This is a genomic window from Caballeronia sp. ATUFL_F2_KS9A, assembly GCF_023630765.1.
Classification (GTDB): Bacteria; Pseudomonadota; Gammaproteobacteria; order Burkholderiales; family Burkholderiaceae; genus Caballeronia; species Caballeronia zhejiangensis.
In genome coordinates this window covers 12,544-32,801 of sequence record NZ_JALQEK010000004.1, presented here as the reverse complement: position 1 = coordinate 32,801, position 20,258 = coordinate 12,544, and the positions used below count along the sequence as shown (strand labels likewise).

The window sequence follows — 20,258 nt, the reverse complement described above, 5'->3', positions numbered from 1 at the left end:
TTCATGCAGGAACGCGCGGCGTGCATTCACTGACCGACCATCAGGAAAGAACAATGCCGAAATTTGCCGCGAATTTGACCATGCTGTTCAACGAAGTCCCGTTTCTCGACCGCTTCGCCGCGGCCGCGAACGCGGGTTTCAAGGCGGTCGAGTTCCTGTTCCCCTATGCCTTCTCGATCAGCGACATCCAGACGCGCCTGAAGGACAACGACCTGCAGATCGTGCTGCACAACCTGCCTGCCGGCAACTGGGAAGCGGGCGAGCGCGGCATTGCGTGTCTGCCGGATCGTGTCGCGGAATTCCGCGACGGCGTGCCGCGCGCGATCGAATACGCGAAGGCGCTGAACGTGCCGCAACTGAACTGTCTCGTCGGGATTCCGACGGCGGGTGTATCGGCGGATCAGGCGCGCGCGACCATCGTCGAAAACTTGCGCTTCGCAGCGGAAGCGCTGAAGAAGGAAGGCATCCGCTTGCTCGTCGAGCCGTGCAACGCGTACGACATTCCGGGCTTCGCGCTGAATCGCTCGAAGGAAGGACTGGACGTGATCCAGGCCGTCGGCTCGGACAATCTGTTCTTGCAGTACGACATTTATCACATGCAGCGGATGGAAGGCGAACTCGCCGCGACGATCAGGAAGAACCTGCCGAAGATCGCGCATATCCAGCTCGCCGATAACCCCGGCCGCAACGAACCCGGCACGGGCGAGATCAACTACCCGTTCCTGTTCGGGCTGCTCGACGAGATCGGCTATCAAGGCTGGATCGGCTGCGAGTACAAGCCGCTCAACGGCACGGAAGCGGGCCTCGGCTGGCTGCAGAACATCGGCGGCGTGAAGCAGCACGCGACCGCTTAAACCAGACACATAGGAGGAGCTAGAAGTATGGCAACGATCGGTTTCATCGGCCTCGGCATCATGGGCGCGCACATGGCGCGCAATCTCATCAAGGGCGGCCACACGCTGGTCGTGAACGGCAAGTTTCCGGTGCCGGACGATATCCGCGCGCAGACGCAGGTCGTCGCGGACTCGACCGAAGTCGCACAGGCGAGCGAAATCGTCATCACGATGGTGCCCGACACGCCCGATGTCGCCGCCGTGCTGTTCGCCGATGACGGCGTCGCGAAGGGTCTCACGAAGGGCAAGCTCGTGATCGACATGAGCTCGATCGCCCCGCTCGAAACGCAGGAGTTCGCGAAGAAGATCAACGCGCTCGGCTGCGACTATCTCGACGCGCCGGTGTCCGGCGGCGAAGTCGGCGCACGCGAAGCGACGCTCACGATCATGGTCGGCGGCCCGGAGAAGTCGTTCAATGTCGCGAAGCCGCTGTTCGAACTGATGGGCAGGAACATTTCGCTCATTGGCGACAACGGCGCGGGTCAGACTTGCAAGGTCGCGAATCAGATCATCGTCGCGCTGAACATCGAGGCGGTCGGCGAGGCGCTGCTCTTCGCGGCACGCTCGGGCGCCGACCCGGAGCGCGTGCGTAAAGCGCTGATGGGCGGCTTCGCGTCGTCGCGCATTCTCGAAGTGCACGGCGAGCGCATGACGAAGCGCACGTTCAATCCGGGCTTCCGTATCGAACTGCATCAGAAGGACCTAAACCTTGCGCTCGACGGCGCGCGCAAGATGGGCCTCGCCCTGCCCCACACCGCGAGTGCGCAGCAGCTTTTCAGCGTATGCGCGGCGAACGGCGGCAAGGCGTGGGATCACTCGGCGCTCGTGCGTGCGCTCGAAATCATGTCGAACTTCCAGGTGGCCGACGAGCCGCAGCAGGCCAAAGCCGCTGCGTGATTCGCGTCACCTGAACCGTGGGGCGTCCCGCGTATGGGCACGCGGGACAAATGCCGCTCTGGGCTGAGGGCGGCAAAGTGGGGTCCGAGAAGCGGCACCCGGCGGTGCGCCGGGTAAGCCTTGGTCGGTCAGACGGTTTGTCGTCGGGTGTCCGCGTCGGATTGTTGCAAACTGCGTCCTAACGCCGATGCATAGGCGGTGCTACAAATCCTTTTGTTGAAACTCAGAACTATCCGGTGGTCATCGCGACTAATCTGCCTAGACTTCGCGGGCCGTAACACCACCGTCAACCAAGGAGTGAACAATGGGAATCCTCAGCTTTATCAAGGAAGCAGGCGAGAAACTCTTCGGCGCAGCCACGCCGAGCGCGCAGGCGGCGCCCGCTGCGGCACCCGTGGATGTCGCCGCGCTAAATCAGAAGGCAGGCGAAGCCATCGCGACGTACATTCGTTCGCAGGGTCTCAATGCGGACAATCTCGATGTGAAATATGACGGCGCTTCGCATACGGTGACCGTTTCGGGTCAGGCGCCGGATCAGGCCACGAAGGAAAAGATTCTCGTCGCCGCGGGCAATGTGCAGCATGTCGATAAGGTCGACGATAAGCTGACCGTGCCGAGTAGCGAGCCTGAATCGCAGTATTACACCGTCGTGTCGGGGGACAATCTTTGGAAGATCGCCGAGAAGTATTACGGCAATGGGTCCAGGAACGATGTGATCTTCGAAGCGAATAAGCCGATGTTGAAGAGTCCGGATAAGATCTATCCGGGGCAAGTGTTGCGGATTCCTGCTGTTAACTGATTGTCTCTGCTCTACTCGAGAACGCGGACTTCGGTTCGCGTTTTTGCTTTCTGCTGAGGTGGATCTTGGTTTGCCTGCGCTTCTCGGCAATCCTGTGATCGTGTCGGTCTATTAGCGTTGCCCCTGTGCGGGGCGGCACTCACTTTCTTTGCTGCTGCAAAGAAAGTAAGCAAAGAAAGCAGCTCCTGTTACGCCCGCGGTCACACGCAATTTGGGTAGTCCTCTCGTCCATCGTGGGCTGCCTAAAGAGTGCCCTCAAACACCTAATCGGGCTTGGCTCGCGCACGGTCTGAACCATCGCACCGCACACCAAACCGGTTCAGCACCAAATAGCTCCAGCCCGCTTCGCGGCCGACCGGTCAATCGGGAATGCGCGTGCTTCTCTACTAACGTCTTCATCTCGCCGCCTTTGCCGTACGTCGGTTTCCCTTGCATACCCGGCGGCAGCGCGTAGCGCTGTGCCGAAGCCATTTCGTGCTGAACCAGCGCCCTCGAACTAATTGGGCGGCAGACCGTGCGCGAGCCAAGCCCGATTAGGTGTTTGAGGGCACTCTTTAGGCGAGTGCCGCCTGGGACGAGAGAACTACCCAAATTGCGTGTGACCGCGGGCCTGAAAAGCTGCTTTCTTTGCTTACTTTCTTTGCAGCAGCAAAGAAAGTGAGTGCCGCCCCGCACAGGGGCAACGCTAATAGACCGACACGAATACAGGATTCCACGACCGACCGCCAGACCAACCGGCAGCCCGCCGCCGCCCGCCCGCCCCACACCCCAGACACCCACCTCAATAAACATCAAAAACGCGCTGCACGTCCTGCACATTCGAAGCCACTGCAAGCATAAGCAGCACCCGCGCCTTATAAGGATTCAGCGTCCCCGCGCTGACTGTCCCGAGCGCATCATCGTTAGCGGCGCCGTTGCGCATCACATGTCCCGAACCCACGCGCGAAGCGCGCACCACGGCAACGCCCTGCTTCACCGCATCAGCGAGCGCCTGCGTGAGCACCGCATGCATCGAGCCGTTGCCCGTGCCCGCGACGACGATACCTCTCACGCCCGCAGCAACAAGCGCATCGACCGTCACACGAGACACATCCGCGTAGCTCGCGACGATCTCGACCATCGGCCATCGATCGGCGACAGCGAACTCGCTCGCGACGGTATGCGCCCGCACGACCGTCCGCTGAAACTCGACGCGTCCGTCCTGCACGAACCCGAGCACACCGGTCTCAGGCGAGCGAAACGCATCGACGGCATAAGTGCTCGTCTTGGTGACATCGCGCGCGCTGTGAATCTGATTGTTGAAAGCGACGAGCACGCCCTTGCCCGCGGCATCCTTCGACGCCGCGACCGTCACCGCATTGAGCAAATTCAACGGACCATCGGCGGAAAGCGCGGTCGATGGGCGCATCGCCGCCGTCAGCACGACGGGCTTCGCGCTCTTCACCGTGAGATGCAGCAGATACGCGGTTTCTTCGAGCGTATCGGTGCCGTGCGTGACGACGACGCCATCGATATCGTCCTGCGCAAGCAGCTCATCGATACGCCGCGCGAGTTGCGTCCACAGCGCGGCGCTCATGTCCTTGCTGTCGATGCTCGCGATCTGTTCCGCGTGGATTCGCGCAACCGAGCCGAGCGCGGGCACGGCGTCGAGCAGCTTGTCGACGCCGACGACGCCCGCCTTGTAGCCCGCGGTCTTGGAGGAATCGCCGGCCTGACCGGCAATCGTGCCGCCCGTGGCAAGCACGGCGACACGAGGAAGCGAGGAAGTATTCATGCCGGCGATTGTAAAACAGCCGGCACGACTCTAAGCGGCTTCGCGAAGCTGCGCGGCGATCTGCGCTTCATCGAGTTGCGGCGCGAACATTTCGATCAGCCGATACGCATACGCGCGCAAGAACGCGCCCTTTCGCAAGCCGACACGCGTCGTGCTCGCCTCGAACAGATGCTGCGTATCGAGCGCGACGAGCTCGGTGTCGCGCTTCGCGTCATACGCCATCGCCGCGACGATGCCGATGCCCATGCCCAGTTCGACATACGTCTTGATGACGTCGGCATCGATCGCGGTCAGCACGATATCGGGCATCGCGCCCGCGCTCGCGAACGCCTGATCGACGTGCGAACGCCCGGTGAAATCGTTGTCGTACGTGACGATCGGATATTCGGCGATCTGCTCGAGCGTGATGTTCTCGCGCCCGACGAGCGGATGATCCTTCGGCACAACGACCGTGTGATGCCACGAATAGCAGGCAAACGTGACGATGTCCGGATAACGGTCGAGCGCTTCGGTCGAGATGCCGATATCCGCTTCGCCGTTGATGATCATCTGCGCGATCTGCTGCGGGCTGCCCTGACGCAGCGCGAGATGCACCTTCGGAAACACCTCGGTGAACTGGCGGATGACCTTCGGCAACGCGTAACGCGCCTGCGTGTGCGTCGTCGCGACGACGAGATGGCCGTTGTCCTGATCCGCGAACTGGCGCGCGACGCGCCGCAGATTCTCGGCATCGAGCAGCATGCGCTCGATCAGCTGATGTACTTCCTTGCCCGGCTCGGTCAGTCCCGTCAGACGCTTGCCGCGGCGGATGAAGATATCGACGCCGAGTTCGTCCTCGAGATCCTTGATCTGCTTCGACACGCCCGACTGCGACGTGTAAAGGACGTTGGCGACCTCCGTCAGATTCATGTTCTGACGCACGGCCTCGCGCACGAAGCGCAACTGCTGGAAGTTCATGTCAGCCTCTTTGATTTTTATGATGTCACTGCGCGGGAAACACTCGCAACGCGCGTGGAACGGCGGTCACGCCATCGCCGATATCGAGCCTGAGCGCGCGCCACGCCTCGCGATCCAGTTCTGCCTCGATCACGCCGCCCGCGTTGCCTTCGAGCTCGACGCGCACCGAGCCGCCCAGCGTGACGACGCGCCGCACGCCCACCACGATGCCGTCGCGATGCGTGCCGTCGGCGGGATACAGCGCGAGATCATGCGGACGCACGTACGCGAGCGCCCGCCCGCTGAAATGCGCCTGAGCCGCGATCGGGCTCGCGGCGCCATCGGCGATGAAGCCGTTCGCGTTCACTTCGCCCTGCAGCCGGTTCGCGGCGCCGAGAAACTCGTAGACGAAGGACGTCTGCGGATGATCGTACACGTCTTGCGGACTGCCCACCTGCTCCACGCGGCCATGATTCATCACGACGATGCGATCCGCCACTTCGAGCGCCTCTTCCTGGTCGTGCGTGACGAAGAGCGTCGAGATATGCAGATCGTCGTGCAGCCGGCGCAGCCAGCTGCGCAGTTCCTTGCGCACTTTGGCGTCGAGCGCGCCGAACGGCTCGTCGAGCAGCAGCACTTTCGGCTCGACGGCAAGCGCCCGCGCCAGCGCAATACGCTGCCGCTGTCCGCCTGACAGTTCCGACGGAAAACGCTCCGCGAGCCAGTCGAGTTGCACGAGCTTCAGCAGCTCATGCACTTTCTCGCGAATTTTCGCTTCGCTCGGACGCTCGCGGCGCGGCTTCACGCGCAAGCCGAACGCGACGTTCTCGAACACGGTCATGTGCCGGAACAGCGCGTAATGCTGGAACACGAAGCCGACCTGACGCTCGCGCGCGCCGACCGCCGCGACGTCTTCGCCGTGCAGCACGACCTGTCCCGCATCGGCGAATTCGAGGCCCGCGATCACGCGCAAGAGCGTGGTCTTGCCGCAGCCCGAAGGCCCGAGCAGCGCGACGAGTTCGCCCGCCGGAAAGTCGAGCGACACGTTGTCGAGCGCGGTGAAATCGCCGAAGCGTTTTTGCAGATTGCGAACGATGATGCTCATGATGTTTATCGGCCTCTCAATTCTGTGCGGTGGCTTTTGCGGCGGTCAATGCTTGCGTCATGCGGCGCTCCGCGAGAAGTTTCAGCGCGAGCGTCACGAGCGCGAGCAGCGCCAGCAGCGACGCCACCGCGAACGCAGCCGAGAAGTTGTATTCGTTGTAGAGAATTTCGACGTGCAGCGGCATCGTGTCCGTCTGCCCGCGGATGTGCCCGGACACCACCGACACCGCGCCGAACTCGCCCATTGCGCGCGCGTTGCAGAGAATCACGCCGTAGAGCAGGCCCCACTTCACGTTGGGCAGCGTCACGCGCCGGAAGATCTGCCATCCCGAGGCGCCGAGCACGTGCGCCGCTTCCTCTTCGTCGTTGCCTTGCGCCTGCATCAGCGGAATCAGTTCGCGCGCGACGAACGGAAACGTGACGAAGATCGTCGCGAGCACGATGCCGGGCACCGCGAAGATGATCTGCACGTCGTGCGCGGCGAGCCACGGGCCGAACCATCCTTGCGCGCCGAACATCAGCACATAGACGAGACCCGAGATGACCGGCGACACCGAGAACGGCAAGTCGATGAGCGTCGTCAGGAGCGCCTTGCCGCGAAACTCGAACTTCGCGATCGCCCACGACGCCGCCAGTCCGAAGACGACATTCAGCGGCACGGCGATCGCGGCGGTGATCAGCGTGAGCTTGATCGCGGACCACGCGTCGGGATCCTTCAGCGACTCGAAGTAATAGTCGATGCCCTTGGCGAACGCCTGCACGAACACCGCGACGAGCGGCACGACGAGAAAGAACGCGAGAAACGCGAGTGCGATACCGGTCAGGAGCCATCGCACGGCGCGCGGCTCGGTGACGGGATTGAGGCCGTGCGCGTCGCGCCGTGTCGTCGTCTGCAATGGAAGCACCTTGCTCATGCCGTTTCTCCCGCTGCCAGGGAGACGTTGACCGGCGCCGCGCCCGTCTTGCTCGTGCGGCGCTGCAGCCACCATTGCAGCGTGTTGATCAACAGAAGCATGAGGAACGACACGCACAGCATCACGACGGCGAGCGCGGTCGCGCCGGCATAGTCGTACTGTTCGAGCTTCGTGATGATGAGCAGCGACGTGATCTCCGACTTCATCGGCACGTTGCCCGCGATGAAAATCACCGAGCCGTATTCGCCCAACGCGCGCGCGAACGCGAGTGCGAAGCCCGTCAGCAGCGCCGGAAAGAGCGACGGCAGCACGACGCGCCGGAACGTGAGCCAGCGCGTCGCGCCGAGGCACGCGGCGGCTTCTTCCTGCTCGCGCTCGAAGTCTTCGAGCACGGGCTGCACGGTACGCACGACGAACGGCAGGCCGATGAACGTCAGCGCGACGAGCACGCCGAGCGGCGTGAACGCGACCTTGATGCCGAGCGGCGCGAGATATTGCCCGATCCAGCCATTGCCCGCGTAGACCGCGGCGAGCGAAATGCCGGCGACCGACGTCGGCAGCGCGAACGGCAGATCGACCATCGCATCGACGATGCGCTTGAACGGGAACGTGTAGCGCACGAGCACCCACGCGACGAGAAAACCGAACACCGCGTTGATGAGCGCGCCGCCGAGCGCCGCGCCGAACGTCAGCCGATACGATGCGAGCACGCGCGGCGACGTCACCGCGCGCACGAACTGCGCCCAGTCGAGCGTCGCCGTCTTAGCGAAGGTGGCGGCAAGCGGAATCAGCACCACGAGGCTCAGATAAGCCACCGTGATGCCGAGTGTCAGGCCGAAACCGGGTAGCGCGCTCGGTTTCCTGAATGTGAGAGTCGTCATCCTTGAATCATCCATTTTGCGCGCGGGGTGGGCGCGCGTTGCTGCTTCGGGCGCGCGGCGTCTTGAACGCGCCGCGTCGCCGGTTGACGCTTATTGCGGCTGATAGATCGAATCGAACACGCCGCCATCCGCGAAATGCGTCTTCTGCGCCTTGGTCCAGCCGCCGAAGGTGTCGTCGATGGTATAGAGCTTCAGCTTCGGAAACTGCTTCGTCAGATCGGCGGGCACCTTGTCCGAACGCGGCCGATAGAAATTGCGCGCGGCGATCTGCTGCCCTTCGTCGCTATACAGATACTTGAGATACGCTTCGGCGAGCTTGCGCGTGCCGTGTTTGTCGACGACCTTGTCGACCACCGCGACCGGCGGCTCCGCCAGAATGCTCACGGACGGCACCACGATCTCGAACTTGTCCGGACCGAATTCCTTCAGCGACAGGAACGCCTCGTTTTCCCACGCGATGAGCACGTCGCCCTGACCGCGCTGCACGAAGCTCGTCGTCGCGCCGCGCGCGCCGGAATCCAGCACGCCGGCGTTCTTGTAGAGCTTCGTCACGAACTCCTTGGCGGTCTGCTCGTTGCCGCCCGGCTTGTGCTGCGCGTACGCCCACGCCGCGAGGTAGTTCCAGCGCGCGCCGCCCGATGTCTTCGGATTCGGCGTGACGATCGACACGCCCGGCTTCGTCAGATCGTCCCAGTCCTTGATGTGCTTCGGATTGCCCTTGCGCACGAGAAACACGATCGTCGACGTGTACGGCGATGCGTTGTCCGGCAGGCGCTTCTGCCAGTCCGCGCCGACGAGTCCCTTGCCCGCGAGCGCGTCGATGTCATAAGCGAGCGCGAGCGTAACGACGTCCGCCTGCAGTCCGTCGATGACCGCGCGCGCCTGGCCGCCCGACCCGCCATGCGACTGCTTGAAGGTTACGGTCTCGCCCGTCTCCGCCTTCCACTTTTTCGCGAAAGCCTGATTGAAGTCCTGATACAGCTCGCGGGTCGGGTCGTAGGAAACGTTCAGAAACGACGTATCCGCCTGCGCCGGCGCCGTCATGATCAGACCCGCCGCGCCGAGCGTCGCCGCAGCAAGAAGCCGTCGCAATCCCGTGTTGATGCTTTGCATTCCCCGTTCTCCGTCTTATCGAATTGACGGAATCAGTCTAACGAGGCCTCTATATGATTGAAAATAATCGTTATTCACTTTTTTATACGTAAAACTGCTAAGAACGATATTCCTGGATGGAAGAAGCGCCGGCGGGCGCGATCCGACGGTGCGGAGGCTTCGTGGCCGCGAACTTAAAGTAAAGCTTGAAAAGCAACAAATACTGTATAAAAATACAGTCACCTGTCCATTCATACAGTGCATCAGGGGCTCGAGCCAGTGACCAAAACATCAAAACTTACCGCGCGGCAGCAGCAGGTGTTCGAACTCATCCAGCGCGCGATCGACCGCACGGGCTTTCCGCCCACGCGCGCCGAGATCGCGGCGGAGCTCGGCTTCAGTTCGGCCAATTCCGCCGAGGAGCACCTCAGGGCGCTGGCCCGCAAGGGCGTCATCGAGCTGGCGGCGGGTTCGTCGCGCGGCATCCGGCTGCTCGGCGATGCATCTCGCATCGATCGGTCCGAGGAGCTGCCGCATCAGTTCACGCTGCCGCATCAGAGCATCATGCAATTGTCTCTGCCGCTCGTCGGCCGGGTCGCGGCGGGGAGTCCTATCCTCGCGCAAGAGCACATCTCGCAGCACTATGCGTGCGACCCCGCGCTCTTCTCCAGCAAGCCGGACTATCTGTTGAAGGTGCGCGGCCTCTCGATGCGCGACGCAGGCATTCTCGACGGCGATCTTCTCGCCGTGCAAAAGCGCAACGAAGCGAAAGACGGACAGATCGTCGTCGCGCGTCTTGGCGACGACGTCACGGTCAAGCGCTGGAAACGGCGCGCGGACGGCGTCGAACTCATCGCCGAAAACCCCGAGTATGAAAACATCTTCGTGCGCGCCGGCAGCGGCGATTTCGCGCTTGAAGGCATTGCCGTCGGGCTGATCCGCTCCGGCGAGTTCTGATGTTGGCCCGCGAACGGGCATGGCACGAAAGTCGAAGCACATTACTTTCGCACCGAGACACGAAATGTCTCATTGACATCGCAAGATAGCCTCACCAACCGCTTTCGACACCTGATTCAGGCGTCTCACAACACAACAAGCATGACGGCCACCGCGCGCGGTGCGCCGCGGTGCGTCCTATCGTCTGGAGAGTCATCATGGAACGTTTTGCCCGTCTGCTGCCCTTCCGTCAATTCGGCCGCCTGCGCCATCTGCGCACGCTGATCGCCTGCGGCATGCCGCGCGCCGAAGCCACGCCCGATCTCTTCAACGAAATGCCCGCGTTGCCGTCCCGTCAGCCGGCCTTCGCTCGCGTTTCCCTCAACAGCACGGTGCACGCCGAGGCCGAGCAGCGCGCGCCAGTGCGCGTGTATCGCGGGCAATCGCGCGTGATTCTGGTGGGCAAGATCGACGAGGTTTCGCGCATGATCGACCGCTGCATCGCCGAGGAAAATGCCGGGCTGGCCGGCGGAATCCTCGCCTGAATGGAACGCCATCGCACGCACGACGTGAATTCACGGGATTTAACCGGCGCCCGGGCGGTCAATCCGTAATTCACGTTTTGCAAGAGGCTTGGCCCAAGCATGTCCCGCACTACCCGTTCTATTGTCGTTACGCTCGTCGTCCTGGTTATCGTCGCGGCGCTCGGTTTCGTTTACGCATCGCCTTACATCGCACTCGATCGCGTGAAGCGCGCGGCCGATGCCCGGGATGCGCAAACCGTCAACGAATACGTCGATTTTCCGGCGCTGCGCGCGAGCCTCAAGGACCAGATCGCGGCGCTGCTCACGCGTCGCGTGGATATTCAAAAGAGCGGGAATCCGCTCGCGATCATCGGTGCGATGATCGGCGCGGCGCTCGTCGGTCCGCTGGTGGATTCGTATGCCACACCGGACGGCGTCGCGGCGATTCTGAACGGCATCCCGCCGCGCGGCGATCCGGGCGAGCGTCCGCCGCAAGCTGGCGACGGCGCACCAGCGAATGCGGGGAATGCGCCCGCGTCCGGCGTCACGGCCGCACGGCAGCCGCCGAAAGAACCACCGCAGACGACGGCGGGTTATCGAAGCCTGAACACGTTCGTCGTCACGTATCAACACGGCGCCGGCGATGCGCGCTACTCCGCGATCTTCCACCGCAACGGGCTCGTGTCGTGGAAGCTCGTCGCGGTCGATCTCAACGGTTGACGCGTCAAGCGTCGCGGTTCACGCTTCGCACCGCATCACGCCCCGGCTTCGGCCTTGACGGGCTTCGCCGCGTACGCCGCTTCGTCTTCCGCTTCGGCCGATTCACCGGCCTGACAGACGGCAACCAGGATGCTGCACTTCACGCGATCCAGCAGCGGCGTGTTGCCCGCGCCCATCCACCAGCGCGCGAGGCCGCTGCGGCAGCGATGCCCGACGACGACGAGATCGACCTGAAGGCTGTCGGCGAGCGCCGCGATTTCGTCGATCGGATGGCCGAACGCGAAATGTCCCTGTGCCTGAAGGCCACGCTCGCGCAGCCATTCGACGCCCTCTTGCAGGATGTCGCGCGCGGCCTCTTCGAAGCGTCCGCAGGCCATGTCGGTTAGCAGTCCGGCGCTCTGCGCGATGCTCGAGCGCATATCCACCACCGCGAGCACATGCGTCTCCGCATTCAGGTCGAGCGCGAGATTGGCGCCCTGACGCAGTGCCTTGCGGCCTTCTCTGGAGCCGTCGTAGCACAGCAGGATTTTTCGGTAGCTCTCCATCTTGACCTCCCTGGCCAACGTGCCGTTGAGCGCGGCTTGCCCGCGGCGTTGATTCATCATCGTGCGTCGTCCCATGGGAGACAACGCTGGAAAACGCTTACCGGCGCGAACACGCTAGCTCGCACCGTGCCAGAACCACAAAAACGTCGACGGACAAGCCTCTGGCACTTTCGGCCGGAACCGGTTCGACGCGCCCCGCACGGGTTTGACACGCCCGCGCAGCATGCGGTTGCACGCCAAGCGCCGCCTTGGTGCAATGGATTACACTAGCCCGCTGGATTTCCCTCATCCGGCTTTCCCTGCGCACAGATGCATGACTGATCAATCTTTGCAACAAAGCGCTACACGCGACGCCGATGGAAACCGCGCACCCGCCATCGAATTCAGCGAAGTAAGGAAGCACTACGGCGAGCGCACGGTCGTCGACGGCCTGTCGTTCGATGTGCGGCCCGGCGAATGCTTCGGACTGCTCGGACCGAACGGCGCGGGCAAGACGACGACGCTCAAGATGCTGCTCGGCATCACTTCGCCCGATAGCGGCGCGATCCGTCTCGTCGGCGAGCCGGTGCCCGCGCGCGCCCGATTCGCCCGCGAGCGCGTGGGCGTCGTACCGCAGTTCGACAATCTCGATCCCGATTTCACTGTCCGCGAAAATCTGACGGTGTTCGGCCGCTACTTCGGCCTGACGGGCGCGCGCATGGATGCGCTCGTACCGTCGCTCCTGGAGTTCGCGCGGCTGGAGAGCAAGGCCGATGCGCGCGTCGGCGAGTTGTCGGGCGGCATGAAGCGGCGTCTCACGCTCGCGCGCGCGCTCGTCAACGATCCCGATGTGCTCGTGATGGACGAACCGACCACCGGGCTCGATCCGCAAGCGCGGCATCTGATCTGGGAGCGTCTGCGCTCGCTGCTTGCGCGCGGCAAGACCATCCTGCTGACGACGCATTTCATGGAAGAAGCCGAGCGTCTCTGCGATCGCCTGTGCGTGATCGAGGAGGGCCGCAAGATCGCCGAAGGACGGCCGCGCGAGCTGATCGAATCGGTGATCGGCTCGGACGTGATCGAAATCTACGGACCCGATCCGCAAGCGCTCGCCGCCGAGCTTGCGCCGCTCGTCGCGCGCATGGAAGTGAGCGGCGAGACGCTCTTTTGCTACGTCGACGATCCGCAGCCCGTGCATGCGCGCGTGAAGGGCCGCGCGGACGTGCGCTATCTGCATCGTCCGGCGAATCTCGAAGATGTTTTCCTGCGTCTCACCGGACGTGAGATGGTGGACTGAGCCAATGGATACGCTCGAACGATCCCGCATCGACAAACAGCGCGAGCCGAAGCGCGCACAAAACCTCACGCCGCTTTCCAGCGCGTTGCCCGCGAACGCCACGCACTGGATGTCCGTGTGGCGGCGCAACTATCTCGTCTGGAAGAAACGCGCGATCGCCTCGATGATCGGCAATCTCGCCGATCCGATGATCTACCTCTTCGGCCTCGGCCTCGGTCTGGGCCTGATGGTCGGGCACGTCGACGGCGTATCGTATATCGCGTTCCTCGCGGCGGGCACGGCGGCGTCGAGCGTGATGATGTCCGCGAGCTTCGAATCGATGTACTCCGGCTTCTCGCGCATGCACGTTCAGCGCACCTGGGAAGCGATCATGCACACGCCGCTCACGCTCGGCGATATCGTGCTTGGCGAGATCGTCTGGGCCGCGAGCAAGTCGGTGCTGTCGGGCGTGGCGATCATGATCGTCGCGGGCGCGCTCGGCTATGCGAGCTTTCCGTCGATGCTGATCGCGTTGCCGGTCATCGTGCTGACAGGACTCGCGTTCGCCAGCACGGCGATGGTCGTCACCGCGCTCGCGCCGAGCTACGACTTCTTCATGTTCTATCAGACGCTCGCGCTCACGCCGATGCTCCTGCTCTCCGGCGTCTTCTTTCCCATCGCGCAACTGCCCGCGATCGCGCAACACGTCACGCAGGTCTTGCCGCTGTATCACGCTGTGGAGCTGATCCGTCCGGCGATGCTCGGCCGCCCGTTCGACGGCTTCGCGCTGCATGCGCTCGTGCTCTGCGCGTATGCGGTCGTGCCGTTCTTCCTGTGCGCGTGGCTTTTCAGGCGGCGCATGATGAAATGAAAAACGGCGATGGACTTCGAAAGCCGATCGCCGTTTTGACATCGCCGAAAAGGAAAGCGCGCTACTTCACCGGAAACTCGTGATGCCCGCCGAAGCCGAAGCGCATCGCGGACAACATGCGTTCCGGGAACGATTCGGCATCGCGCGAACGGAACCGCGTGTACAGCGCCGCCGACAGCACTTGCGCCGGCACCGCTTCCTCGATTGCCGCTTCGATCGTCCATCGTCCTTCGCCGCTGTCCGCGACTTCGGTGGAATAGCGGTCGAGCGAGCCGTCGCCCGCGAGCGCGCCCGCGGTCAGATCGAGCAGCCACGACGACACCACGCTGCCGCGACGCCACACTTCCGCGATATCGGCGAGATCGAGCGAGTAACGCTCGTTCTCCGGCAGTTCCGTCGAGTCCTTGCGCTCGAGCACGTGAAAGCCTTCGGCATAGGCCTGCATCAGTCCGTATTCGATGCCGTTGTGCACCATCTTGACGAAATGCCCCGACCCGACCGGCCCGCAGTGCATGTAGCCGTTCTCGACGCGTGCATCCCGCCCTTCGCGGCCCGGCGTCGCGGGAATGTCGCCGCGTCCCGGCGCGAGCGTCGCGAGAATCGGATCGATGCGGCGCACGACCGGCTCGTCGCCGCCGATCATCATGCAGTAGCCGCGCGTCAGGCCCCACACGCCGCCCGACGTGCCGACATCGACGTAATGGATGCCCTGCTCGCGCAACTGCGCGGCGCGGCGGATATCGTCCTTGTAGAAGCTGTTGCCGCCGTCGATGATCACGTCGTCCGCGCCGAGGATCTTGTGCAGATCGTTGAGCGTGTCTTCGGTGATTTTCCCCGCCGGCAGCATCAGCCAGACGACGCGCGGCGCGGTCAGTTTCGCGACGAGATCGCCGAGATCCTTCGCGCCCGTCGCGCCTTCGCTCGCGAGCGCTTCGGTGGCCTCCGGATTGTGGTCGTACACGACGCACGTATGTCCGCCGCGCATGAGCCGCCGCCCGATGTTGCCGCCCATGCGCCCCAGTCCCACGATGCCGATCTGCATGATGGTCACTCCTTCCCGTTGGATTTCACGCGTTCGATCTGCTTCTTCGCGGCGTCGTAGACCGCTTCGGGCGTGAAGCCGAACTTCGTCTTCAGCGCCTTCAATGGCGCGGATGCGCCGAACGTGTGCATGACGATCTGCGATCCGAGGCGGCCGACGTAGCGGTCCCACCCGAGCGTCGCGGCCTGCTCGACGCACACGCGCGCATGCACGTCCGGCGGCAGCACCGATTCCTTGTACGCGAGATCCTGCTTCTCGAAGATGTCCCACGACGGCATCGACACGACGCGCGCCGCGACGCCTTCGCTTGTCAGCTTCTCGTACGCCTCGACGCAAAGCGACACTTCGCTGCCCGTCGCGAGCAGCAGCACCTCGGGCTTCTTGCCGCCTTCGGTATCGGCGAGCACGTAGGCGCCGCGCTTCACGCCTTCGGCGGACGCGTATTTCTTGCGGTCGAACGTCGGCAGCGGCTGGCGCGTCAGCACGATGCACGACGGCTCCTTCGGATGCGTCAGCGCGACGCGCCACGCTTCTGCGACTTCGTTCGCGTCGGCAGGACGCAGCGTGCACAGGCCCGGCACGCCGCGCAGCGAGGCGAGCTGCTCGATCGGCTGATGCGTCGGACCGTCTTCGCCGACGCCGATCGAATCGTGCGTGAACACGTAGATCACCGGCACTTCCATGATCGCGGACAGGCGGATCGGCGGCTTCATGTAGTCGCTGAAAATCAGGAACGTCGATCCGTACGGACGCAAGCCCGACAGCGCGAGGCCGTTGCAGACCGCGCCCATGCCGTGCTCGCGGATGCCGAAGTGCAGATTGCGTCCGCCGTAGCTGTCGTGCTCGAAGCTGCCCGCGCCTTCGAACTTCAGATTCGTCTTCGTCGATGGTGACAGGTCTGCCGCGCCGCCGATCAGCCAAGGCACGCGCGGCGCAATCGCATTCAGCACCTTGCCGGACGAATCGCGCGTCGCGAGGCCCTTGGCGTCCGCCTCGAAGGTCGGGATGTCCGCGTCCCAGTTGTCGGGAAGCTCGCCTTCGAGCATCTGCCACGCTTCTTTCGCGAGTTCCGGATTGGCCTTCTCGTAGGCGTCGAAGCGCTGCTTCCACTCGGCGTGCAGCTTCTTGCCGCGCGCGCCCATGCCGTCGGCGAAGTGCTGCATGACGCCGTCGGGCACGTAGAACTGCTTGTCCTCCGGCCAGCCGTAGAACTTCTTCGCGAGCTTGACCTCTTCCTCCCCGAGCGCCTCGCCGTGCGCGCTCGCGGTGTTCTGCTTGTTCGGCGCGCCCCAGCCGATGATGCTTTTCACGACGATCAGCGTCGGCTTGTCGGTGTGCGACTTCGCCTTGTTGATGGCCGCTTCGAGCGCGTCCGCGTCGTTGGCGTCGTCGACGTGCAGCGTGTGCCAGTTGTAGCCGTGAAAGCGCGCTTCCACGTCGTCGCTGTAGGCGAGCTCCGTATGGCCTTCGATGGTGATGGTGTTGCTGTCGTAGATCCAGATGAGATTCGACAGCCGCAGATGCCCCGCGAGCGACGCCGCTTCGTGCGACACGCCTTCCATCATGTCGCCGTCGCCGCACAGTGCGTAGACGCGGTAATCGAAGAGCTTGTCGTCGCCCTTGTTGAAGCGGCTCTCCTTCCAGCGCGCGGCCATCGCCATGCCCACGCTGTTGCCGAGGCCCTGCCCGAGCGGTCCGGTCGTCGTCTCGACGCCCGTCGTCATGCGGTATTCCGGATGGCCCGGCGTCTTGCTGTCGAGCTGGCGGAACTGCTTGATATCGTCGATCGACACGGCGGGCTTGCCGGTCGGCTTGCCGTCGCCGTCGAACTCCTTCACGCCGGCAAGATGCAACAGCGAGTACAGCAGCATCGACGCATGCCCGACCGACAGCACGAAGCGGTCGCGATTCGGCCATAGCGGCGCGTCGGGATCGTAACGAAGATGGTTCTGCCACAGATGGAATGCGACCGGCGCGAGCGCCATCGGCGTGCCGGGGTGGCCGGAATTGGCCTTCTGCACGGCGTCCATCGAGAGCGTGCGGATGGTGTCGATCGTGAGGCGATCGAGATCTTTGGCCTGAGGTGTTGCTTGAGACATGAGCGACGACTCCTTTGCGAAGAGCGCGCTGTGGCGAGGGGCGCCGCAGCGGGCAACCAGGACCATCGAGCAAGTGCAGTGCCTTACGAAAAGTACCGCACCGCGAATGACACGGGAGCGCGCCGCGAATCCTCGGGTGCGGGATTCGGGCGGCGTTACGGCAGAGTACGGGCCAAAAATTAGGCCGGTATTACAGAGCGATAAACGACGGGCACGCGAACGTCAATGCTGACACATTCGCGACAAAGGCATGCAATTCTTCGCCAAATGCTTGAGCCGGCGAAGGAAATCAGGGCGCCGGATTCGGCTGACGCTCGTGCAGCGCGTCGATTTCGGCCAGGATTTCGTCCGACAGTTCGATGTTCACGCTACCGATGTTCTCCTTCAACTGCGGCATCGACGTCGCGCCGATCAGCGTGCTCGTCGTGAACGGGCGCGTGTTGACGAACGCGAGCGCGAGTTGCGTCGGCGTGAGTCCGTGGCGTTTCGCCAGTTCGACGTACGACGTGATCGCCGCGATCGCCTGCGGCTTGCTGTAGCGCTGGAAACGCTCGAACAGCGTGATTCGCGCGCCCGCCGGACGCGCCCCGCCCTCGTACTTGCCCGACAGCCAGCCGAACGCGAGCGGCGAATACGCGAGCAGCCCGACGCCTTCCTTGTGCGTGAACTCCGACAGTCCGAGCTCGTAAGTGCGATTCACGAGGCTGTACGGATTCTGAATGCTGACGATTTTCGGCAGCCCCGCCGTTTCGGCCGCGCGCAGGAATTGCGCGACACCCCACGGCGTTTCGTTCGACACGCCCACATGACGGATCTTGCCCGCCTTCACGAGATCGGCGAGCGCCGCGAGCGTTTCCTCGATCGGCACCGTGTATTCATCGTCGATATAGGGATAGCTGGATCGGCCGAACGTCATCGTGCTGCGATCGGGCCAATGCAGCTGATACAGATCGACGTAATCCGTTTGCAGGCGCTTCAGGCTGCCGTCGATGGCTTCGTTCAGATTCTTGCGATCGAACTGGTTGCCCGCGCCGCGGATATGCCGCGGATTGTGCGGCTGGCGCGCGGGCCCGGCGATTTTCGTCGCGAGGACGATATCGGCGCGCTTCGCCGGATGCTTCGCGAGCCACGTACCGATGTATTCCTCCGTGCGGCCCTGCGTCTCGGGGCGCGGCGGCACCGGATACATCTCGGCGGCGTCGATGAGATTCACGCCTTGGGCGAGCGCGTAATCGATCTGCTCGTGCGCTTCGCTTTCGGTGTTCTGCTCGCCCCAGGTCATGGTGCCGAGCCCGATCAGGCTGACGTCGATACCCGAATCGCCGAGTTTCCGAAACTTCATTGCTCATTCCTCTTGTTGACGAGTTGTTTGCGCGCTGTGGGGAGACCGCAGGCGCTTTGTCGGACAGGCTGCCTGGCTGATTTTCCGGCAATCGCAAAACCTACCATAGGCGCGAAAGCTCTGCTCTCGCGGCTAGAATGGCAAGCTTCCAACCCGTCAGGCAGGAGCACGCAACCGATGCCGTTAGCACGCGATCGCAAGACAAAAGGCTCGTCGCTCATCGTCATGCTCGTCGCGGCGACCTTCTTCATGGAGAACCTCGACGGCACGATCATCGCCACCGCCTTGCCGCAGATGGCGCGCTCGTTCAACGTGCATCCCGCCGACATGAGCCTCGGCATCACGGCGTATCTGCTGACGCTCGCCGTGTTCATCCCGATTTCCGGCTGGGCCGCCGACCGCTTCGGCCTGCGCACCGTGTTCGCGAGCGCGATCGCGGTGTTCACGGCCGCGTCCGTGCTGTGCGCGACGACCTCGACCTTGCCCGCGTTCGCCGCCGCGCGCGTGTTGCAGGGCATCGGCGGCGCGATGATGGTGCCCGTCGGGCGCCTGGCCGTCTTGCGCGCGACGCCCAAGGAGGGCCTGATGCGCGCCATCGCGATCATCACGTGGCCGGGTCTCGTCGCGCCGGTGATCGGCCCGCCGCTCGGCGGCTTCATCACGACGTATTCTTCGTGGCGCTGGATCTTCTATCTCAACGTGCCCCTCGGGCTGATCGGCTTGCTGCTGACGCTGCGCTACATCGGCAACGAACACGAGGACGCGACGCGGCGCTTCGACTTGCCGGGCTTCGCGCTGTGCGGCATCGCGTGCACGACGCTGCTCTACGCGATGGAACTGATCGGACGCAGCGACGTGGACTGGCGCTTCGTCGGCGCGCTGGTGGCGGTAGGCGTCGTCGCGGGCATCGCGTCGTGGCGGCATCTGCGGCGCGCGGCGCATCCGGTCGTGGATCTGTCGGCGCTGAAGGTGAAGACCTTTGCCGTGGCGATGGGCGGCGGCTCGCTCTTTCGGATCGCGATCAGCGCCGCGCCGTTCCTGCTGCCGCTGATGTTCCAGGTCGGCTTCGGCATGAACGCGTTCGATTCGGGCCTGCTCACGCTCGCGGTGTTCGCGGGCAATCTGTCGATGAAGCTCGTCACGACGCCCGTGATGCGTCGGTTCGGCTTCCGGCCGGTGCTGATCGTAAACGGCGTGCTCGCCGCGCTCTCGCTTGCCGCGATGAGCCTGCTCACGCCCTCGACGCCCACGTTCGTGATCGTCGCCGTGCTGTTCGCGAGCGGCCTGTCGCGTTCGCTGCAGTTTACGGCGCTCAACACGCTGTCCTTCGCCGACGTGCCGAAAGCGCAGATGAGCGGCGCGTCGGCGCTATCGAGCACGCTCTTCCAGATGACGATGGGCATCGGCGTGGCGGCCGGCGCAATCGCGCTGCGCATCGGCGAATGGATCCACGGCCACGATGCCCATTCCATCGGACCGGAGGATTTCAGCGTCGCGTTTCTGATCGTCGGGTTCGTGGGGCTCGTCGGCGTCGTCGATCTGTTCGGGCTCGCGAAGGACGCCGGCGCGCTCGTTTCCGGGCATCGCAAGCCGAAGGCGTGAAGGTTTTATGACGGAAAGGCTCAAGCCTTCGC

The 20,258-nt window shown here is 63.8% G+C and carries 19 protein-coding genes; 9 read left to right on the top strand and 10 right to left on the bottom strand.

Features of this window, described 5'->3' with window-relative positions; all coding sequences use genetic code 11:
* Positions 1 to 53: 53 nt before the first annotated feature.
* From hyi to lysM, 3 genes are all read left to right on the top strand, one after another.
* Positions 54 to 854: a hydroxypyruvate isomerase gene (gene hyi, locus NCS67_RS05830; protein ID WP_034473676.1), complete on the top strand. Its 801-nt coding sequence runs from the start codon at positions 54 to 56 to the stop codon at positions 852 to 854.
* Between the two features lie 27 nt (positions 855 to 881).
* Positions 882 to 1,790, top strand: coding sequence for a 2-hydroxy-3-oxopropionate reductase (locus NCS67_RS05825; protein ID WP_250434650.1), 909 nt, complete (start codon positions 882 to 884; stop codon positions 1,788 to 1,790).
* A gap of 304 nt (positions 1,791 to 2,094) precedes the next feature.
* Positions 2,095 to 2,589: a peptidoglycan-binding protein LysM gene (gene lysM, locus NCS67_RS05820; RefSeq protein ID WP_175980098.1), complete on the top strand. Its 495-nt coding sequence runs from the start codon at positions 2,095 to 2,097 to the stop codon at positions 2,587 to 2,589.
* A 781-nt stretch (positions 2,590 to 3,370) separates the two neighbouring features.
* Here the strand turns inward: lysM and NCS67_RS05815 are convergent.
* The 6 genes from NCS67_RS05815 to NCS67_RS05790 all read right to left on the bottom strand — a co-directional run bounded on the left by NCS67_RS05815 (position 3,371) and on the right by NCS67_RS05790 (position 9,311).
* Positions 3,371 to 4,372: an asparaginase gene (locus NCS67_RS05815; protein WP_309779723.1), complete on the bottom strand. Its 1,002-nt coding sequence runs from the start codon at positions 4,370 to 4,372 to the stop codon at positions 3,371 to 3,373.
* Positions 4,373 to 4,393: 21 nt separating this feature from the next.
* Entirely contained in the window at positions 4,394 to 5,320 is a 927-nt protein-coding gene (locus NCS67_RS05810; protein WP_008349894.1) for a CysB family HTH-type transcriptional regulator, read from the bottom strand.
* 25 nt (positions 5,321 to 5,345) lie between these two features.
* Complete coding sequence (locus NCS67_RS05805; protein WP_008349896.1) at positions 5,346 to 6,404, bottom strand: sulfate/molybdate ABC transporter ATP-binding protein; 1,059 nt, start codon at positions 6,402 to 6,404, stop codon at positions 5,346 to 5,348.
* 16 nt (positions 6,405 to 6,420) lie between these two features.
* The gene (gene cysW / locus NCS67_RS05800; RefSeq protein WP_008349898.1) at positions 6,421 to 7,317 is read right to left on the bottom strand and encodes a sulfate ABC transporter permease subunit CysW; all 897 of its coding nucleotides are present in this window, start codon (positions 7,315 to 7,317) and stop codon (positions 6,421 to 6,423) included.
* Positions 7,314 to 8,198, bottom strand: coding sequence for a sulfate ABC transporter permease subunit CysT (gene cysT, locus NCS67_RS05795; protein WP_008349900.1), 885 nt, complete (start codon positions 8,196 to 8,198; stop codon positions 7,314 to 7,316). The genes cysW and cysT overlap by 4 nt, the downstream gene beginning before the upstream one ends.
* 90 nt (positions 8,199 to 8,288) lie before the next feature.
* Positions 8,289 to 9,311 (bottom strand): sulfate ABC transporter substrate-binding protein, encoded by a 1,023-nt coding sequence (locus NCS67_RS05790; RefSeq protein WP_280519315.1) that lies wholly within the window; start codon positions 9,309 to 9,311, stop codon positions 8,289 to 8,291.
* Positions 9,312 to 9,569: 258 nt separating this feature from the next.
* On the opposite strand from NCS67_RS05790, the gene lexA reads away from it, so the two are divergent.
* The 3 genes from lexA (at position 9,570) to NCS67_RS05775 (ending at position 11,470) form a co-directional block, all read left to right on the top strand.
* A complete protein-coding gene (gene lexA / locus NCS67_RS05785) occupies positions 9,570 to 10,247 on the top strand; it encodes a transcriptional repressor LexA (RefSeq protein WP_008349903.1) in 678 nt (225 codons plus the stop codon).
* A gap of 197 nt (positions 10,248 to 10,444) precedes the next feature.
* The gene (locus NCS67_RS05780) at positions 10,445 to 10,771 is read left to right on the top strand and encodes a hypothetical protein (RefSeq protein ID WP_008349906.1); all 327 of its coding nucleotides are present in this window, start codon (positions 10,445 to 10,447) and stop codon (positions 10,769 to 10,771) included.
* A gap of 99 nt (positions 10,772 to 10,870) precedes the next feature.
* Positions 10,871 to 11,470: a DUF2939 domain-containing protein gene (locus NCS67_RS05775; RefSeq protein ID WP_008349909.1), complete on the top strand. Its 600-nt coding sequence runs from the start codon at positions 10,871 to 10,873 to the stop codon at positions 11,468 to 11,470.
* 35 nt (positions 11,471 to 11,505) lie between these two features.
* Here NCS67_RS05775 and NCS67_RS05770 read toward each other — a convergent pair whose 3' ends face one another.
* Positions 11,506 to 12,015 carry a universal stress protein gene (locus NCS67_RS05770; RefSeq protein WP_033535751.1) on the bottom strand — a complete coding sequence of 170 codons (510 nt, stop codon included), beginning with the start codon at positions 12,013 to 12,015 and terminating at the stop codon, positions 11,506 to 11,508.
* Positions 12,016 to 12,328: 313 nt separating this feature from the next.
* Between NCS67_RS05770 and nodI the strand changes: the two genes are divergently transcribed.
* Positions 12,329 to 13,291, top strand: coding sequence for a nodulation factor ABC transporter ATP-binding protein NodI (gene nodI, locus NCS67_RS05765; RefSeq protein ID WP_008349912.1), 963 nt, complete (start codon positions 12,329 to 12,331; stop codon positions 13,289 to 13,291).
* A gap of 4 nt (positions 13,292 to 13,295) precedes the next feature.
* Positions 13,296 to 14,141 (top strand): ABC transporter permease, encoded by an 846-nt coding sequence (locus NCS67_RS05760; protein ID WP_284504051.1) that lies wholly within the window; start codon positions 13,296 to 13,298, stop codon positions 14,139 to 14,141.
* Between the two features lie 61 nt (positions 14,142 to 14,202).
* Here NCS67_RS05760 and gnd read toward each other — a convergent pair whose 3' ends face one another.
* From gnd to NCS67_RS05745, 3 genes are all read right to left on the bottom strand, one after another.
* Positions 14,203 to 15,183, bottom strand: a complete 981-nt coding sequence (gene gnd / locus NCS67_RS05755) for a phosphogluconate dehydrogenase (NAD(+)-dependent, decarboxylating) (RefSeq protein WP_244808049.1) — start codon at positions 15,181 to 15,183, stop codon at positions 14,203 to 14,205.
* Between the two features lie 5 nt (positions 15,184 to 15,188).
* Positions 15,189 to 17,282: a transketolase gene (gene tkt / locus NCS67_RS05750; protein WP_250434644.1), complete on the bottom strand. Its 2,094-nt coding sequence runs from the start codon at positions 17,280 to 17,282 to the stop codon at positions 15,189 to 15,191.
* A 289-nt stretch (positions 17,283 to 17,571) separates the two neighbouring features.
* Positions 17,572 to 18,624, bottom strand: a complete 1,053-nt coding sequence (locus NCS67_RS05745; RefSeq protein WP_250434643.1) for an NADP(H)-dependent aldo-keto reductase — start codon at positions 18,622 to 18,624, stop codon at positions 17,572 to 17,574.
* A gap of 177 nt (positions 18,625 to 18,801) precedes the next feature.
* On the opposite strand from NCS67_RS05745, the gene NCS67_RS05740 reads away from it, so the two are divergent.
* Positions 18,802 to 20,226, top strand: coding sequence for an MFS transporter (locus NCS67_RS05740; protein ID WP_250434639.1), 1,425 nt, complete (start codon positions 18,802 to 18,804; stop codon positions 20,224 to 20,226).
* Positions 20,227 to 20,258 lie beyond the last annotated feature (32 nt).

Excerpts from the sequence above, each read along its gene's own strand:
- NCS67_RS05790 (WP_280519315.1), bottom strand. The coding sequence starts at position 9,311 with ATGCAAAGCATCAACACGGGATTGCGACGGCTTCTTGCTGCGGCGACG.
- nodI (WP_008349912.1), top strand. The coding sequence starts at position 12,329 with ATGACTGATCAATCTTTGCAACAAAGCGCTACACGCGACGCCGATGGA.
- cysT (WP_008349900.1), bottom strand. The coding sequence starts at position 8,198 with ATGACGACTCTCACATTCAGGAAACCGAGCGCGCTACCCGGTTTCGGC.
- gnd (WP_244808049.1), bottom strand. The coding sequence starts at position 15,183 with ATGCAGATCGGCATCGTGGGACTGGGGCGCATGGGCGGCAACATCGGG.
- NCS67_RS05770 (WP_033535751.1), bottom strand. The coding sequence starts at position 12,015 with ATGGAGAGCTACCGAAAAATCCTGCTGTGCTACGACGGCTCCAGAGAA.
- NCS67_RS05825 (WP_250434650.1), top strand. The coding sequence starts at position 882 with ATGGCAACGATCGGTTTCATCGGCCTCGGCATCATGGGCGCGCACATG.
- NCS67_RS05745 (WP_250434643.1), bottom strand. The coding sequence starts at position 18,624 with ATGAAGTTTCGGAAACTCGGCGATTCGGGTATCGACGTCAGCCTGATC.
- cysW (WP_008349898.1), bottom strand. The coding sequence starts at position 7,317 with ATGAGCAAGGTGCTTCCATTGCAGACGACGACACGGCGCGACGCGCAC.
- NCS67_RS05775 (WP_008349909.1), top strand. The coding sequence starts at position 10,871 with ATGTCCCGCACTACCCGTTCTATTGTCGTTACGCTCGTCGTCCTGGTT.
- tkt (WP_250434644.1), bottom strand. The coding sequence starts at position 17,282 with ATGTCTCAAGCAACACCTCAGGCCAAAGATCTCGATCGCCTCACGATC.
- NCS67_RS05780 (WP_008349906.1), top strand. The coding sequence starts at position 10,445 with ATGGAACGTTTTGCCCGTCTGCTGCCCTTCCGTCAATTCGGCCGCCTG.
- NCS67_RS05810 (WP_008349894.1), bottom strand. The coding sequence starts at position 5,320 with ATGAACTTCCAGCAGTTGCGCTTCGTGCGCGAGGCCGTGCGTCAGAAC.
- hyi (WP_034473676.1), top strand. The coding sequence starts at position 54 with ATGCCGAAATTTGCCGCGAATTTGACCATGCTGTTCAACGAAGTCCCG.
- NCS67_RS05805 (WP_008349896.1), bottom strand. The coding sequence starts at position 6,404 with ATGAGCATCATCGTTCGCAATCTGCAAAAACGCTTCGGCGATTTCACC.
- NCS67_RS05740 (WP_250434639.1), top strand. The coding sequence starts at position 18,802 with ATGCCGTTAGCACGCGATCGCAAGACAAAAGGCTCGTCGCTCATCGTC.
- lysM (WP_175980098.1), top strand. The coding sequence starts at position 2,095 with ATGGGAATCCTCAGCTTTATCAAGGAAGCAGGCGAGAAACTCTTCGGC.
- NCS67_RS05760 (WP_284504051.1), top strand. The coding sequence starts at position 13,296 with ATGGATACGCTCGAACGATCCCGCATCGACAAACAGCGCGAGCCGAAG.